Annotated in this window: 13 protein-coding genes; 10 read left to right on the forward strand and 3 right to left on the reverse strand. The window is 66.0% G+C overall.

Translation table 11 applies throughout. The features are described 5' to 3' along the window. Positions 1 to 8: 8 nt before the first annotated feature. Both QW861_RS06055 and QW861_RS06060 read left to right on the forward strand, forming a co-directional pair. Positions 9 to 1,466: a sigma-54 dependent transcriptional regulator gene (locus tag QW861_RS06055; RefSeq protein WP_315713484.1), complete on the forward strand. Its 1,458-nt coding sequence runs from the start codon at positions 9 to 11 to the stop codon at positions 1,464 to 1,466. Next, positions 1,441 to 2,808: a sensor histidine kinase gene (locus QW861_RS06060; RefSeq protein WP_316192818.1), complete on the forward strand. Its 1,368-nt coding sequence runs from the start codon at positions 1,441 to 1,443 to the stop codon at positions 2,806 to 2,808. Before QW861_RS06055 ends, QW861_RS06060 begins: the two co-directional genes overlap by 26 nt. 121 nt (positions 2,809 to 2,929) lie before the next feature. Here the strand turns inward: QW861_RS06060 and QW861_RS06065 are convergent, their stop codons facing one another. Further along, positions 2,930 to 3,616, reverse strand: coding sequence for a GntR family transcriptional regulator (locus QW861_RS06065; RefSeq protein ID WP_315825303.1), 687 nt, complete (start codon positions 3,614 to 3,616; stop codon positions 2,930 to 2,932). 100 nt (positions 3,617 to 3,716) lie between these two features. Next, positions 3,717 to 4,430, reverse strand: coding sequence for a GntR family transcriptional regulator (locus tag QW861_RS06070; RefSeq protein ID WP_315713481.1), 714 nt, complete (start codon positions 4,428 to 4,430; stop codon positions 3,717 to 3,719). Between the two features lie 140 nt (positions 4,431 to 4,570). On the opposite strand from QW861_RS06070, the gene QW861_RS06075 reads away from it, so the two are divergent. From QW861_RS06075 to QW861_RS06105, 7 genes are all read left to right on the forward strand, one after another. Continuing rightward, entirely contained in the window at positions 4,571 to 5,095 is a 525-nt protein-coding gene (locus tag QW861_RS06075) for a copper chaperone PCu(A)C (RefSeq protein ID WP_316192819.1), read from the forward strand. Positions 5,096 to 5,186: 91 nt separating this feature from the next. Next, positions 5,187 to 6,965, forward strand: a complete 1,779-nt coding sequence (locus tag QW861_RS06080) for a PQQ-dependent dehydrogenase, methanol/ethanol family (protein ID WP_315825300.1) — start codon at positions 5,187 to 5,189, stop codon at positions 6,963 to 6,965. A 67-nt stretch (positions 6,966 to 7,032) separates the two neighbouring features. Continuing rightward, complete coding sequence (locus QW861_RS06085) at positions 7,033 to 7,563, forward strand: c-type cytochrome (protein ID WP_315752388.1); 531 nt, start codon at positions 7,033 to 7,035, stop codon at positions 7,561 to 7,563. Further along, positions 7,560 to 8,192, forward strand: coding sequence for a hypothetical protein (locus QW861_RS06090; RefSeq protein ID WP_315752389.1), 633 nt, complete (start codon positions 7,560 to 7,562; stop codon positions 8,190 to 8,192). Before QW861_RS06085 ends, QW861_RS06090 begins: the two co-directional genes overlap by 4 nt. Positions 8,193 to 8,273: 81 nt before the next feature. Next, positions 8,274 to 9,827, forward strand: coding sequence for an AMP-binding protein (locus QW861_RS06095; RefSeq protein ID WP_315752390.1), 1,554 nt, complete (start codon positions 8,274 to 8,276; stop codon positions 9,825 to 9,827). 37 nt (positions 9,828 to 9,864) lie between these two features. Next, the gene (locus QW861_RS06100) at positions 9,865 to 10,803 is read left to right on the forward strand and encodes an AEC family transporter (RefSeq protein ID WP_316192820.1); all 939 of its coding nucleotides are present in this window, start codon (positions 9,865 to 9,867) and stop codon (positions 10,801 to 10,803) included. A gap of 28 nt (positions 10,804 to 10,831) precedes the next feature. Continuing rightward, positions 10,832 to 12,544, forward strand: coding sequence for a thiamine pyrophosphate-binding protein (locus QW861_RS06105; RefSeq protein WP_316192821.1), 1,713 nt, complete (start codon positions 10,832 to 10,834; stop codon positions 12,542 to 12,544). Positions 12,545 to 12,548: 4 nt separating this feature from the next. Here QW861_RS06105 and QW861_RS06110 read toward each other — a convergent pair whose 3' ends face one another. Continuing rightward, the gene (locus QW861_RS06110; protein ID WP_316192822.1) at positions 12,549 to 13,859 is read right to left on the reverse strand and encodes an MFS transporter; all 1,311 of its coding nucleotides are present in this window, start codon (positions 13,857 to 13,859) and stop codon (positions 12,549 to 12,551) included. Positions 13,860 to 14,013: 154 nt separating this feature from the next. Between QW861_RS06110 and cyoA the strand changes: the two genes are divergently transcribed. After that, a complete protein-coding gene (gene cyoA, locus QW861_RS06115) occupies positions 14,014 to 15,189 on the forward strand; it encodes a ubiquinol oxidase subunit II (protein WP_315752394.1) in 1,176 nt (391 codons plus the stop codon). Positions 15,190 to 15,204 lie beyond the last annotated feature (15 nt).

Below are 15,204 nucleotides of genomic sequence, written 5' to 3' on the forward strand. Positions count from 1 at the left end.
GACGCGCGATGGGGATCCAGGGAACGATACTGGTCGTGGATGACGAGGTCCGGTCGCAGGAGGCGCTGCGCCGCGTCCTCAACCAGGACTTCGAGGTCTTGTGTGCCGGCAACACGAACGACGCGGAGAAGCTGCTCGAAGGCGAGATCGTGCACGCCGTGATCTGCGACCAGCGCATGCCGCAGGAATCCGGCGTCAGCTTCCTGAAGCGCGTGCGCGAGATGTGGCCCGACCCTGTCAGGATGATCATCTCCGGCTATTCGGACTCCGAGGACATCATCGCCGGCCTCAACGAGGCCGGCATCTATCAGTACATCACAAAGCCCTGGCAGCCGGATCGCCTGATCGAGATCGTCCGCGAGGCCGTGCAGTTGTACCGGCTGCAGAAGGAGACGGAGACCGCCGGCGTCGACGTGAAGGCCACGCCGGCCCACATCAAGAAGGTGGTGTCGGTCAAGCGCGGCGCCGCCAAGCAGCTCTATGATTTCGACCGCATCGTGCATTCGGCGGCGAGCCCGATGCGCAACGTGATCGAGCTCGGCCGGCGCGCCGCCGACTACGACATCTCGGTCTTGATCACCGGCGAATCCGGCACCGGCAAGGAGCTCCTGGCGCGTGCGATTCACTATGGCTCTGCGCGCGCCACCAAGGCCTTCGTGGTCGAGAATTGCGGCGCGCTACCCGATGAGCTGCTCGAGAGCGAGCTGTTCGGCTGCAAGAAGGGCGCGTTCACCGGCGCCTATCAGGACCGCATCGGCCTGTTCGAGGTCGCCGACGGCGGCACCATCTTTCTCGACGAGATCGGCGAGACATCCCCCGCCTTTCAGGTCAAGTTGCTGCGTGTGCTGCAGGAGAGCGAGATCCGGCCGCTCGGCGCGCAGCGCGTGCGCCAGGTCGACGTGCGCGTGGTCGCGGCCACCAACCGGGATCTCGAGGCCGAAGTCGAAGCCGGCCGCTTCCGCCGCGATCTGTACTACCGGCTCGCCGCGTTTCCGGTGCACATGCCGTCCTTGCGCGAGCGTCCGATGGACATTCCGCTGATCGCCGAGGGCGTGCTGTCGGCGGTGAAGACATCGTTCAACCGGCCGCATCTGCGGTTCGCACCGGCGGCGCTGGAGGAATTCTCCCGCTATCACTGGCCCGGCAATGTTCGCGAGTTGCAGAACGAGATCCAGCGCATGGCCGTGCTGGCCGATGCCGACGAACTGCGCTGTCCGCCGTTCGCCGGCCGGCGCAACGGCCGCCGCGCCGCGCCCGCGATCGCCAATGGCAAGCTCAACGGTTCAGGGAGCCTGAAGGACAGGGTCGAGGATCTTGAAAAGACCATCATCGTTCACTGTCTGGAGAAATATGATGGTAACATCAGTCGCGTCGCCAGCGAGCTCGGCCTGTCAAGGGTGGGGCTCCGGAACAAATTGTCGAGATACGATCTGAAGAAACATGGTAAAGGCCACTCACTCTCCTGAGTCCGGGGCTGACACGCTGCTCAAGCTTATCGCGAGCAGCAGCACGCTCGAACTCGACAGCGAGCGCGAAGGCGTGTGGATCGAAGTGATCCGCAAGATGGACGAGGTCTATTCCGACCTGCTGCGCTACGAGGTCGATCTCGAGCACAAGAACGCCGAGCTCGAGGAAGCCCAGGCCTTCGTCACCAACGTCATCGAGTCCGTCTCCGACATCCTGGTCGTCTGCGACGCCAGGGGCACGGTACAGCAGGCCAACTCCGCATTCCTGCAGACATCGGGACGGGCCTTGGCCGACATCGCCGGTCGCGATATCGCCGAGATGATCGATCCCGATCATCGGCCCAAGCTCGCCTCGCTGCTGAAGCCGCGCAGCAGCGCCGATGTGGTCGACGGTGAATTGCGCTTTGCCGCGGCAGCCGGCGTCAGCTCCGATCTGTTCGCGATCAACAGCTCGCCGCGGCATGACCATCGCGGCCGCTTCATCGGCGTCGTGCTGACGGGCCGTCCGATCGGCGAGCTGCGCCGCGCCTATGAGGCCCTGCACAAGGCGCATCAGGAGTTGCAGCGGGCGCAGCGGCAATTGGTCGAGCAGGAGAAGATGGCGAGCCTCGGCCGGCTCGTCGCCGGCGTGGCCCACGAGCTGAACAATCCGATCAGCTTCGTCTATGGCAACATCCACACCCTGATGCGCTACCGCACCTCGCTGGTCGGCTATCTCGATGCCATCCATGAGCAGCCGGTCAGCGAGGACATCGCCGCGCTTCGCTCGGATCTGAGGATCGACGCCATCCTCGAGGATTTCGGGCCGCTGATCGACGGCACGCTGGAAGGCGCGGTGCGCATCAGCGAGATCGTCAAGAACCTGCGCCGCCTGTCGTTCTCGAAGCTCGGCGAGGTCGAGCGCGTCAACATCGAGCGACTGATCAATACCGCCGTGCTGTGGGCAGGGCGCACCAAGCAGCATCGTGTCGACATCCAGATCGAGGTCGAGCCGGATCTGTGGATCTTGGGCAACGAAGGCCAGCTGCATCAGGTGATCGTCAACCTCGTGGAGAACGCGATCGACGCGATGCGATCGACCGACCTGCCGCGCCTTCTGGTCGCGGTGGCGCGCCAGGGCAGCGAGATCGCCTTTCGCATCACCGATAACGGCCCGGGCATCGACAAGGATCATCTGACCCACATCTTCGAGCCGTTCTTCACGACCAAGCGCGTCGGGGAGGGGACGGGGCTCGGGCTGTGGATCAGCTACGGCATCGTCCGCGAGCACGGCGGCGAGCTGTTGGCCAGCAACGAGCCGCAGGGCGGCGCCACGTTCTCTTTCAGCTTGCCGGCGGCTTGACCATAGCGGCGGCGCTGCTGCCGACGCTGAAGTGGGATGCTGGGTATCCCTTCGAAACGATGCTGGGGTTCCTGACGGCGGTGCCGTCGGATGTTGCGGGCAGAAGCCAAGCCCGAGGTGATCAGGACGCCGTTGCGACCGGCACGCGCTCGCGCTGATTGGTCAACCGCGCCAGCAGCACGGTTGCGGTTCGCGTGATGTGCTGCCTGGCAAGATCCTCGGCTGTCTGCGCATCGCCCGCGATCACCGCCCGCAGGATGTCCTCATGCTGATCCCAGATCCGCCGCGGCGTCTCGTCGCGCATCAGCACCTCGCCCATCAGCCGGCGCAGATGCAGCCAATGCGGCAGGGTGGTGTCCTGGATGACGGAGTTGCCGGAGATCTCGTAGAGGAATTCATGAAACCTGACGTCGGCCTCGATCAGCTTCTCGACCGAATGCTCGCGCTCGGCGCGCCGGCCCTGCTCGATCAAATTCGGGCCTTCCTCGGCCGCTCGCTTGGCGCCGCGGGTCGCCGCGAGCCGGCAGGCGAGGCCCTCGGCGACCGCGCGTATTTCATAGAGGTTGCGGATGAAGTCGGTGTCGATCGGCGCGACTTCCAGGCCGCGGCCCGGCGCCTCGCGCACAAAGCCCTGATTGCGCAGCAGCAGCAGGGCCTGCTGCACCGGCTGGCGCGAGACGCCGAGGTCGCGGGCCAGATCGTCCTGGATGAGGCGGGCAGATTCCGGCAACTCCCCGCCGACGATGTCGGAGAGAATGCGCTCGTAGACGCGTTCGGTCAGGCTCGGCTGGGTCTTCAGCGGCGGCACACGGCCTCCACGGGATCAGGTGTGATGTCCGGTCGCGGATGCGAGGCTGCCGTGCCGGAGCCCAGCGTTCGCATTGCGGCCGCTGTCGGTTTGAACGGAGTCATAGTGGGAATTTCCGCGCAGTGAGCGTCCGCCGCTGCTTGGACTTGCTGTCCTGCTGGATTTCGAGGTGATGGATGAACACGCTGGCCGCGCGCGAAATGTGCTCCCGGCTCAGCCGTTCGGCCTCGGCGCTGCGGCCCTCGATGACGGCTGCAAGAATGTCCTCATGCTCGTCCCAGACCATCCGTGACATGCTCTGCTCCTTCTGCAGCACGTCGGACATCACCCGCTTCAGGCACGGCCAATGCGGTGCCATCGTCTCGCCGATCAGCGCGTTGCCGGAGAGGTCGCCGAGGAAGCGATGGAAGGCGATGTCGGTCTCGATCTTGCGGTTGACGAGCCCGCTCTTCACCGCCTCGTAGCCGGCCGCGATGTAGGCCGGACCTTCGCGCGCAGCGCGATCGCTCGCCCGCTCGGCGGCCAGTCGCGCCGCGAGGCCTTCGAGCACTGCCCGCATCTCATAGAGGTCCCGGACGAAGCCGGGGTCGAGCGGCGCCACGATCAACCCGCGGCCCGGCGCGCTCTGCACCAGCCCGCAGCCGCGCAGCAGGATCAGCGCCTGCTGAACCGGCTGGCGCGACACTCCGTAAGCCTGGGCCAGATCGTCCTGGATCAGCCGCGAGCCCGGCGCGAGAACGCCGCTGACGATCTCGTCAGTGATGGCTTCGACGACCTGGTCGACCAGAGAGGGAGCGGCGGGCACGATTCGCATGGGTCATCACATTTTGCCGGACATTAGCATGTCAAGACAGAAAATCCATTTGCGACGTATTCGAATTCAGAGTACGAATTCAAAAAAGGGCGCCGCCCTAGGGCAAGTTAAAGAGGCGGCCATATAGGGGAGGGACTCCGTTGTCGGAAGATCCGACCAGTCTGGAGCGCGATCAGGTTTGGTCCGCGCGCTCGGAGGGCAGCGTGCGCGCCGGCGTGATGCCGGCGGTCTCGCGCGCATTGCTGGCGGCCTCTGTGGCGTCGGTTGCAGCGATGGCGCCTGCGCTCGGGGTGGCCGGAGAAGGCCTGACCCTGTCGGATGCGTGGGTGCCGGCGGCGCCCGAGGTGGGACGCGACATCCCGTTGCTGATCACGATCAAGAATGACACGAGCGCGCCGGAAGCGTTGATGCGCGTGCGTTGTCCGATCGCCAATTTTTCGGAGCGGCACACCGTCGACCGCGGCGAAGGCGCGCCGGCGATGCGCTCCATTCCCAACATTCCAATTGCCGCGGGCAGCACGCTGGTGCTGCTGCCGATCGCCTATCACGTGATGCTGCTGCAGACGCGGGAGCCGCTCGAGCCAGGCCAGCGCTTCACCTGCACGATCGTGTTCCAGAAAGCAGGATCCATCGAAACGGAGGTCGAGGTTCGCAAGTCCCCTTGAAGCGTGTTTGTCGCCTGCTGCCCTCCGCCGTCGCGCTTGGCGGAGCGGTATTCGCTCCAACTCATAATCAATATAATGGGAGAAGGAAACGATGAGGACTAACGTCAGGTCGACCCTGCGGGCGGTGCTGCTGGCCAGCGCAGCCTTCGCCTGTTTCCAGCTTGCATCGCCGGCGCAGGCCGCCGACGAGATGACCCCCGAACGGCTTCTCAACGCCGACAACGAAGCCGGCAACTGGCTGCACCATCATAAGAACTACTCGGGCACACGGTTCTCGGCGCTGAAGGAGATCAACAAGGATAACGTCAAGAACCTGAAGGTCGCCTGGACGATGCATCTCGGCGGCGTCGAGGGCGGCGGCATCTGGAGCCACGGCGGTCTCGAAGGCACGCCGATCGTCGAGAACGGCATGATCTACGTGACCGACGGCTGGGGCTCGGTCTACAAGATCGACGCGCGCGGCGGCAAAGGCCAACTGGTCTGGAAGATGGATCCGAAGACGGATCACGACTGGGCCGGCGCCATCGCCTGCTGCGGCGTCGACAATCGCGGCGTCGCGCTGTGGGGCAATCTGGTCATTTCGCACACGCTCGACGGCCGTCTGATCGCGACCAACAAGGAGACCGGACAGGTCGCCTGGCAGCGTCAGGTCGCCGATCCCGACAAGGGCGAAGTGATCACCGGCGCGCCGCTGATCGTGAAGAACATGGCGATCTCGGGCGTGGCCGGCGCCGAATACGGCATCCGCGGCTGGATCGCGGCAACCGATCTCGGCACGCAGAAGGAGGTCTGGCGCACCCACACCATTCCGGGGAAGGGCGAGCCGGGAAGCGAGACCTGGAAGGACAGCAACGACGCGGCTGCGGCCGGCGGCGGCTCGACTTGGGTCACCGGCACCTACGACCCGGCGACCGACACCATCATCTGGGGCGTCGGCAATCCCGGTCCGGACTGGGACAACGCCTATCGTCCGGGCGACAACCTCTACACGGACAGTTCGCTGGCGCTCGATGCCAACACCGGCAAGATCAAGTGGCACTATCAGCACACGCCGAACGATCCCTTCGACTATGACAGCGTCGCCGAGAACGTCCTGGTCGATGTGCCCGCGCCGAACGGCTCCACCCTGAAGCTCGCGCTCGAGGCCGACCGCAACGGCTTTGCCTATGCGATCGACCGCACCAGCGGCAAGTTCATCTGGGGCCTGCCCTTCGTCAAGAAGGTGACCTGGACCAAGGGGCTCGATGCCGAGACCGGCAAGCCGATCGAGTACGACCCGAAGAACCCGGTGCAGCGCTACAATGCGTCGGTGTCGCCGCATCGTGAGAACAAGGTCGCGGACATCTGCCCAGGCAACATGGGCGGCAAGAACTGGCCGCCGACCTCGTACAATCCGGACCTGAAGCTCTGGTACATCCCCGTCATCGAGAGCTGCAACCGGATCACCGTGGAAGAAGCGACCAAGGACAAGCTGAAGCCGCGCGAGTTCTGGACCGGCGGCGGACCGAGCCAGCCGTTCAAGATCACGGGCAGCGTGACCGCGATCGACGTCACCACCGGCAAGATCGCCGGCAAGATGGAGACGCCGTTCCCGAATCTCGGTGGCATGCTGTCGACGCCCGATCTCGTCTTCACCGGCCAGCCCTCGGGCGAGGTGATGGCGCTCGATGCCAAGACCCTGCAGAAGCTGTGGGAGTTCAACACCGGTGGCGGCGTCAATGCGCCTCCCGTGACGTTCTCGGTCGACGGCAAGCAGTATGTCGCGATCCTGGTCGGTCTCGGCGGCGCCTGGGACAAGTGGTTCATCGAATCCACGCCCGAGCTGAAGAAAATCCAGCCCGGCTCGATGCTCTACGTCTTCTCGCTGTGAAGTCGGCTGCGGAGCGGAGGCATGGCCTCCGCTCCGCCCCCCATCCCCTGTTCGACAAGAAAATCAGATGAAACTCAGTGCGATCACGTTCGCCGTAACGTCGGCTCTCGTCCTCGGCTCCGCTTCGCTCGCGTTGGCGCAGTCCGCGGCGTCGGCGGATCCGACCGAGGCCGGCAAGGCCGTGTTCAAGCGCGCGAACTGCGTCGGCTGCCACAAATGGCACGGCAATGGCGGTGGTGGCTATGGCGGTGACGCGCTGTCGCTGCGCAGGACGCAACTCACTCGTGACCAGATCATCGAGACCGTGACCTGCGGCCGGCCCGGGACGGGCATGCCGTACTTCGCGCGCGGCTCCTACGACACGGCGAAGTGCTACGGCATGAGCCGCCAGGATGTCGGCGAGCGCATGCCGCCCGAAGGCGGCGTATTCCTGCGGCCGAACGACATCGAGGCGGTCGCGGACTACGTGCTCGCCCACATCAAGGGGCGCGGCGAGCCGACCTACGACGAGTGCACCGCCTTCTTCGGCAACACGTCGCGGGTCTGCGATATCTACAAGGCAAATGCCACCAAGCCTGCAAGCGAGCCATCGAAATGAAGCGGTCAACCTGCGCTGCGATCTTCGCCACGTTCGTGCTGTCGTTCGTGATGCACGCGGCCTCCGCGCAGGCCGTGCCGAACTACGATTTGCGTGACATCACCGTCGGCATGGCGGTCGGCGACCTGCCCAATGAGGGCTATGTCAATCTGACTTGCGCCAAGGACCCGAATCGCAAGCTCAATGCGTGGTCGGCGTGGCGCGACTGTCCCGCGGACGAGCAGGCGCGGCATGCGGTGCGCTTCGATTTCGATCCGGAGACCAGCCAGGACGGCACAAAGGTGGCCGGTCATCCCGTGCTGCTGACGGTCCTGGTCGACGACAAGGGCACCGTCACCGGCCTGACGATCGAGACCGATCCGAAGGCGCGGCTCTATATTCGCAAGAAGGCGTTCCTGCTCGGCAACCAGGTGAAGTCGCGCTATGGCGCCGAGGGCTGGGAGTGCAAGGAGCAGCAGCCGACCGCAGGCGAGCAGCCCGTCGGGGGCGTGTTCCTGCGCGAGGTCTGCAAGAAGACGGTGCCCGGCCGGACGCTGACGGTCGAGCGCGAGCTGTTCCGCAAGCCGGATCAGGACGCCAAGAGCTTCGTCGATCAGACGCTGGTGCGGATCACCAAGGATATCAACTAATCCGCCGCCGACCTTCATCGCGCTCCGCTGGAGGCGCGCGCCAGTCGGCGTCGTGAACCCGGTTGCCGGGAGGAAACGACGATGAGGGATCTCTTGAATTTCGGGCAGATGCTGTCGGCCCATGCGCGCATGTCGCCGGAGCGCACAGGTGCCCGAGATCTCGAACGTGCGATGAGCTTTGCGCTGTGGAACGAGCGCGCGTGCCGGCTCGCAAACGCGCTGCTCGGGCTCGGCCTTGCCAAGGGCGATCGGGTTGCGATCCTTGCCTACAATTGTGTCGAATGGTGCGAGATCTATGCGGCCACGGCCAAGGCCGGCCTGGTGGCGCTGCCGATCAATTTCCGCCTCACCGCGCCCGAGATGCAGTTCATCGTGCAGAATGCCGAAGCGGCCGCTGTCATCGTGCAGGACGAACTCGTGGGCCTGGTCGAGGAGACGCGCAAGGATCTCGGCATCGCCGACGACCGCTTCATCCACTTTGGCACCAGGCCGCGTCCGGCAGGCTATCGCGGCTACGAGGACGTCATCGCCGCGGCTGCGGACCGCGAGCCGGACCAGCAGGTCGCGCTGTCCGATCCCTGGACGTTGATGTACACCTCCGGCACCACCGGCAAGCCCAAGGGCGTGCTGCGCAGCCATCGCAGCGCCGTCCTCTTGTCGATGGTCACCGAGATCGAACTGAAGCTGAGCCGCAACGACGGCGCGCTGCTGGTGATGCCGATGTGCCATGCCAACTCGCTGAACTTCTTCGGCGCGTTCGGCTATATCGGCGGCGTCAACTCGATCTATTCGCGCAAGAGTTTCGATCCCGAACACGCCGTGACGACGCTTGCCGACGGCGGCTCGACCTTCACCTCGCTGGTGCCGACGCACTACATCATGATGCTCGACCTGCCACGCGGGGTGCGCGCGCAGCATGATTTCAGCGCCGTCACCAAGCTGATGATCTCCTCGGCGCCGGCGCGCCCGGAGACCAAGCGCGAGGTGATGGAGATGTTTCCGAAGTCCGGGCTCTATGAGCTGTATGGCGCGACCGAGACTGGCTGGGTCACCATGCTGCATCCGCATGAGCAGTTTACCAAGCCCGGCTCGGTCGGGCGCGAGTGTGTCGGCGCCGCACCGATCCGCATCCTCGACGAGGCCGGCCACGAGGTGCCGGACGGCGAGGCGGGCGAGCTCTATTCGTCGAACGCGCACACCTTCGACTGCTATTGGCGCCTGCCGGAGAAGACCGCGGAGGCGTTCCGCGGTGACTACTGCTCGGTCGGCGACATGGCGCGCCGCGATGCCGACGGCTACATCCATCTCGCCGACCGCAAGAGCAACATGATCATCTCGGGCGGCGAGAACATCTATCCCTCCGAGGTCGAAGCGCAGGTCGGCGCGCATCCGGGTGTCAAGGACATCGCGGTGATCGGCCTGCCCGACGACAAATGGGGCGAGCGCGTTCATGCCGTGATCGTGGCGCGCGACGGCATGGCGGTGAAGGAGAGCGACCTGGTCGAATGGGCGAAAGAACGACTCGCCGGCTTCAAGCGGCCGCGCTCCTACGCCTTCATCACCGACGCCGAGATGCCGCGCAACGCGACGGGCAAGATCCTGCATCGCGAGCTGAAGAAGAGATTCTCGCAGTGAGTCGCTGCAATGGCTTACGGTCTGATATGTAGTTGCGATGCAGGCCGTCCTCAATTCCGCCCTTCCGATCTTCGCGCTGATCCTGACCGGATTCCTGTGTGGCTGGTTCGGCGTGTTCGATCGCACCGCGACCGACAATCTCAACCGTTTTGCCGTCTATCTGGCGCTGCCGGCGCTGATCTTCACCGCGATGTCCAAGATCGGCGTCGAGCAGGTCAGCCAGTTCGGCTTCATCGGCGCGTTCTGCGGCGGCATCGCCGCGACGTTCGCGACGGGCTTCGTGATCAGCCGTCTGCGCGGCCGTCGCGTTGCCAACGCCGGCATCGAGGGGCTGGACGCCGGCTACAGCAATGTCGGCTTCATGGGCATTCCGATGTGCCTCCTGGTGTTCGGTCCGGACAGCGCGCCGGCCTCGATCATCGCCACCCTGTTCACGGCCTGCGTGCTGTTCCTGTTCGCGATCGTGGTCGTCGAGATGGATCTGCAGAAGGGCGCCACGCTGGGCGCGACGGTCGCCAAGGTGGCGCGTTCGCTGCTGACCAGCCCGCTGTTCATCGCGCCCGTCGCCGGACTCGCGGTCGGCCTCAGCGGATTCTCACTGCCGGCGCCATTCCTCAGCTTCACGACCTTGCTCGGCGGCGCAGCCTCGCCGGCCGCGCTGGTCTGCATCGGGCTGTTCCTGGCACAGGAGCGCGTCGCGACGCGCGATGCGACCTCGATCGTCATCCTCGTCTCGCTGAAGCTCGTGATGCAGCCGGCGGTGACCGCGCTGCTCGCCTTTCACGTGTTCTCGATGCCGCCGCTGTGGTCGCATTCGGCCGTGATCCTGAGCGCGCTGCCGATCGGCTCGGGACCATTCACGATCGCCAAGCTCTACGGCCTGGAGGCCGGCGTCACCTCGGGCTCGATTCTCGTCTCGCACATCTTTGCCGTTCTCACCGTCTCGCTGCTCGTGGCCTGGCTCGCGCCGGGCTGATCACGTCACCATCCGCAGGAGTCGTCAGATGAAGATCTCTCCCGACAGTGCCGCCGATCTGATCGCCCGCCTGCTCAAGCGCCGCGGCGTCAGCCGCGTGTTCGCGCTGTGCGGCGGCCACATCATGCCGATCTGGATGCGGCTGGACGCGGAAGGCATCGGCATCATCGACGTGCGCGACGAGCGCGCCGCCGTGCACATGGCGCAGGCGCATACGGAGCTCACCGGCGAGCTCGGCGTCGCGCTGGTCACCGCCGGGCCGGGCATGACCAACGCGGTCACCGGCATCGCCAATGCCCATGTCTCGCGCGCGCCGGTGCTGGTGATCTCGGGCGGCAATCCGCGGCCGCAGGAGAACCGCGGCGGCCTGCAGGACATGGACCACACTCAGCTGGTGCGCTCGATCACGCGCTATGCGCGCACCGTGCGCGAGCCGTCGCTGGTGCTGCAGGAGCTCGACGAGGCGATCTCCCGCGCCTTCGGCGACGGCGGCGAGCCCGGGCCCGTTTTCATCGATTTCCCGGTGGATACTTTGCGCGGCATCGTGCCCAAGGCGCTGCAACTGGAGGAGCATCTCGCGCCGAAGCCGCGCTCGGCAGCGCGGCCTGATCCGGCCGAGGTCGAGAAGGCGGTCGAGCTGTTGTGGTCGGCGCGCCGCGTGCTCGTCATCTCCGGCCGCGGCGCGCGCGGCGCCGGCCCTGAGCTGATCGCGCTGCTCGACCGGCTCGGCGCCGTCTATCTCGACACCGGCGAGAGCAGGGGGCTCGTGCCCGACGATCACCCCTCGGTGGTCGGCGCCATGCGCGGCGCCGTGATGGGCGATGCCGATGTCGTGCTGACGGTCGGCCGCCGGCTCGACTTCCAGCTCGCCTACGGCTCCCCGGCTGTGTTCAAGGACGCCAAATTCGTCCGCATCAGCGACACCGCCAGCGAGCTGCGCGACAACCGTCGCGGTGCGGCCGAGATCCTGGCGACACCAGCGGAGACCTTGCACGCGATGGTGTCGCTGGCGGGCAATCGCGAGTCGGCCGTCGATCGGCAATGGGCTGCAAGACTGCGGGCGGCGCATCAGGAGCGCGCGGCCAAGCTGAAGCAGAGCATGGCGATGGCGCCGGCCGGCTCCGACGGCCGGTTGCATCCGAATCGCGTGCTCTCGGCCATTCAGGACGCGATCGGCAATGACGCCGTGGTCATCACCGACGGCGGTGATTTCCTGTCCTTTGCCCGCGTCGGCCTGAGCGCGCCCTTGATGCTCGATCCCGGCCCGTTCGGCTGCATCGGCATCGGCGTGCCCTATGGCATCGCCGCGAGCCTCGCTTTTCCGGACAAGCCCGTGGTGGTCGCGACCGGCGACGGCGCCTTCGGCTTCAACGCGATTGAGGTCGACACCGCCGTGCGCCACAAGGCGCCGGTGCTGATCGTCGTCGCCAACAACGGCGCCTGGCAGATCGAGGTGCACGACCAGGCGGTGACACATGGCAAGGTCGTCGGCACCAGGCTGCAATTCGCCGATCACGCCGCCTTGGCGCGCGCCTTCGGCATGCATGCCGAGCGCGTCGAGACCGAGGAGCAGCTCGGCCCCGCGATCCAGCGCGCGCTGGCCAACCGCCCGGCGCTGCTCGACATGGTGGTGACGCCGGAAGCGGTGTCGTCGGATGCCAAGACCGGCCTCGCCTGGGTGCCGGACCTGCAGCCGCTCGCGGCGTGGGACGAGGCGGAACGGAAGTGGCGGGGCTCGTAGCGCCCTACACCTGCTGGATCTGCCGCGGCGCGCTGAGCCAAAGCGCGAGCAGGGTGCAGACGGCGCCGGACAAGAGATAACCGCCGGCCGAAATCAGGCCGAGATTGGCGGCGAGCACCAATGCCGCCAGCGGCGCGAAGCCGGCGCCGAACAGCCAGGCGAGGTCGGCGGTCAGGGCCGAGGCCGTGTAGCGATAGGTGCGCGCGAAGTTGGCGGCGATCGCGCCCGAGGACTGGCCGAACGACAGGCCGAGCAGGATGAAGCCGAGCACCATGTAGATGGTCTCGCCGACCGGGCCGGCGTCGAGCAGTTGCGGAGCGAAGCCGGAGAACACCGCGATCGCGATCGCCGAGCCGATCAGGAGCGACTTGCGCCCGATGCGGTCGGCCAGCATGCCGGACACCACGATCGCGACGACGCCGAACACCGCACCGACGGCCTCGATAAGCAGGAAGCGCGCCGGCGTCTCCTTGGTGAACAGGAACACCCAGGACAGTGGAAACACCGTCACCATGTGGAACAGCGCGAAGCTCGCCAGCGGCGCGAAGGCGCCGATCACGATGTTGCGGCCCTCGTGCCGAATCGTGGTGATGACGCGTGCCGGCTGCAATTCGCGCGACTGGAACAGCTCGTCATATTCCGGCGTCACCACCATGCGCAGCCGCGCGAACAGCGCCACGACGTTGATGGCAAACGCCACGAAAAACGGGTAGCGCCAGCCCCAGTCGAAGAAGTCGGCCGCGGAGAGATAGCCGACGAAGAACGCGAACAGCACGCTGGCGACGATCAGCCCGAGCGGCGCGCCGAGCTGCGGGATCATCGCATACCAGCCGCGCTGGTGCTCCGGCGCATTCATGGCGAGCAGCGAGGCGAGGCCGTCCCAGGCGCCGCCCCAGGCGAGGCCCTGGCCGATTCGCGCCAGCGCCAGCAGCCAGATCGCCGCGGCGCCGACGGTGTGGTAGCTCGGCAGGAACGCGATCGCGACGGTCGAGGTGCCGAGCAGGAACAATGCGGTGATCAGCTTGGCGCTCTTGCCGTAGCGGCGGTCGATCGCCATGAAGATCACGCTGCCGAACGGGCGTGCGATGAAGGCGAGCGCGAACAGCGCGAACGAATACAGGGTCTGCGTCAGCTCGTCGGCGAACGGAAACACGAGGCGCGGAAACACGATCACCGAGGCGATGGCATAGACGAAGAAGTCGAAGAATTCCGACGTGCGCCCGATGATCACGCCGATCGCGATCTCGCCCGGATGCGCCTCATGCGTGCGGGAGAGATGGGTTTCGCCGTCGGCGGTCGCCGCTGCCTGTGTCATCGCGCTGCCTGCAGTCCTCTCATACTCTATTGTTGCCCCGTAATTGTCGTCCTCGGCGCCGCTCCGGTATTGGACAAATTGTCCAATGTCGGCCGTGTCGTCCGGTCGCTACGTGAGGCCTCGTTCAGAGATCCGCCGTGCGACGAGGTTGAGCGTGCGTTACTGGAAATTCTTGGCACTGCTGCCGCTGGGGCTCGCGCTCGGAGGCTGCAATCTGGTCGTGCTCTCGCCCTCCGGTGACGTGGCCGCCCAGCAGCGCGATCTCGTGATCATCGCAACTGTGCTGATGCTGCTGATCGTGGTGCCGGTGATGGCCGCAACCGCCATCGTGGCCTGGCGCTACCGCCAGTCGAACCAGGCGGCGGCCTACACGCCGGATTGGGATCACTCCACCCAGCTCGAGCTTCTGATCTGGGCGGCGCCGCTGCTGATCATCATCTGCCTGGGCGCGGTGACGTGGATGGGCACGCATCTGCTCGATCCCTATCGCACGCTCGGACGCATCTCCGCCGAGCGCGCGGTGACGCCGCAGGACAAGCCGCTCGAGGTCGACGTCGTCGCGCTCGATTGGAAGTGGCTGTTCATCTATCCCGAATATGGCATCGCCAGCCTCAACGAGCTTGCGGCGCCGGTGAACCGGCCGCTCGATTTCAGGATCACCTCGTCGTCGGTGATGAACTCGTTCTACATCCCCGCGCTCGCCGGCCAGATCTATGCGATGCCGGGCATGCAGAGCCGGCTGCACGCCATCATCAACAAGCCCGGCGTCTATCGCGGCTTCTCGGCGAACTACAGCGGCGCCGGCTTCTCCGGCATGCGCTTTGCCTTTCATGGCCTGTCTGATGTCGAATTCGCCGGTTGGATCGAGAAGGCCAAGGCCAGCGGTGCCGGGCTTGGCAAGCCGGACTATCTCAAGCTGGAGCGTCCCAGCGCGAACGAGCCGGTCCGCTACTACGCATCGGTGGATAGCGACCTGTTTCGCGCCATCCTCAACATGTGCGTCGAGCCCGGCAAGATGTGCATGAGCGAGATGATGGCGATCGACGCGAGAGGCGGCATGGGCATGGCCGGCGTCCGCAACACGCTGCCGCTCGCCTACGACAAGTTCGCCGGGCGCGGCGCCGTGTTCGGCGCCGAGCCGAGCTTCGTTGCCGGCGGCGTCTGCCTACCGGGCGATCAGGTCACGCGGATGGCCGACGATTCCTCGCCGACGGTCCTGGCGCCGCTCGACTGGACGCCGCTGCAGGGCCGTGGATTGGAGCGGCCCGGCCTGCTGCGGCCGTCCAAGGCAACCTTCATCACGGGAACAACCTCCAAATCGGATTCGTGACGTCGGATTCGCGAG

This window comes from Bradyrhizobium sp. SZCCHNRI1029, assembly GCF_032487555.1.
Classification (GTDB): domain Bacteria; phylum Pseudomonadota; class Alphaproteobacteria; order Rhizobiales; family Xanthobacteraceae; genus Bradyrhizobium.

Bases quoted from the DNA above. Each gene is read 5' to 3' on its own strand.
- QW861_RS06055 (WP_315713484.1), top strand. From the start codon at position 9: ATGGGGATCCAGGGAACGATACTGGTCGTGGATGACGAGGTCCGGTCG.
- QW861_RS06060 (WP_316192818.1), top strand. From the start codon at position 1,441: ATGGTAAAGGCCACTCACTCTCCTGAGTCCGGGGCTGACACGCTGCTC.
- QW861_RS06070 (WP_315713481.1), bottom strand. From the start codon at position 4,430: ATGCGAATCGTGCCCGCCGCTCCCTCTCTGGTCGACCAGGTCGTCGAA.
- QW861_RS06080 (WP_315825300.1), top strand. From the start codon at position 5,187: ATGAGGACTAACGTCAGGTCGACCCTGCGGGCGGTGCTGCTGGCCAGC.
- QW861_RS06085 (WP_315752388.1), top strand. From the start codon at position 7,033: ATGAAACTCAGTGCGATCACGTTCGCCGTAACGTCGGCTCTCGTCCTC.
- QW861_RS06090 (WP_315752389.1), top strand. From the start codon at position 7,560: ATGAAGCGGTCAACCTGCGCTGCGATCTTCGCCACGTTCGTGCTGTCG.
- QW861_RS06095 (WP_315752390.1), top strand. From the start codon at position 8,274: ATGAGGGATCTCTTGAATTTCGGGCAGATGCTGTCGGCCCATGCGCGC.
- QW861_RS06100 (WP_316192820.1), top strand. From the start codon at position 9,865: ATGCAGGCCGTCCTCAATTCCGCCCTTCCGATCTTCGCGCTGATCCTG.
- QW861_RS06105 (WP_316192821.1), top strand. From the start codon at position 10,832: ATGAAGATCTCTCCCGACAGTGCCGCCGATCTGATCGCCCGCCTGCTC.
- QW861_RS06110 (WP_316192822.1), bottom strand. From the start codon at position 13,859: ATGACACAGGCAGCGGCGACCGCCGACGGCGAAACCCATCTCTCCCGC.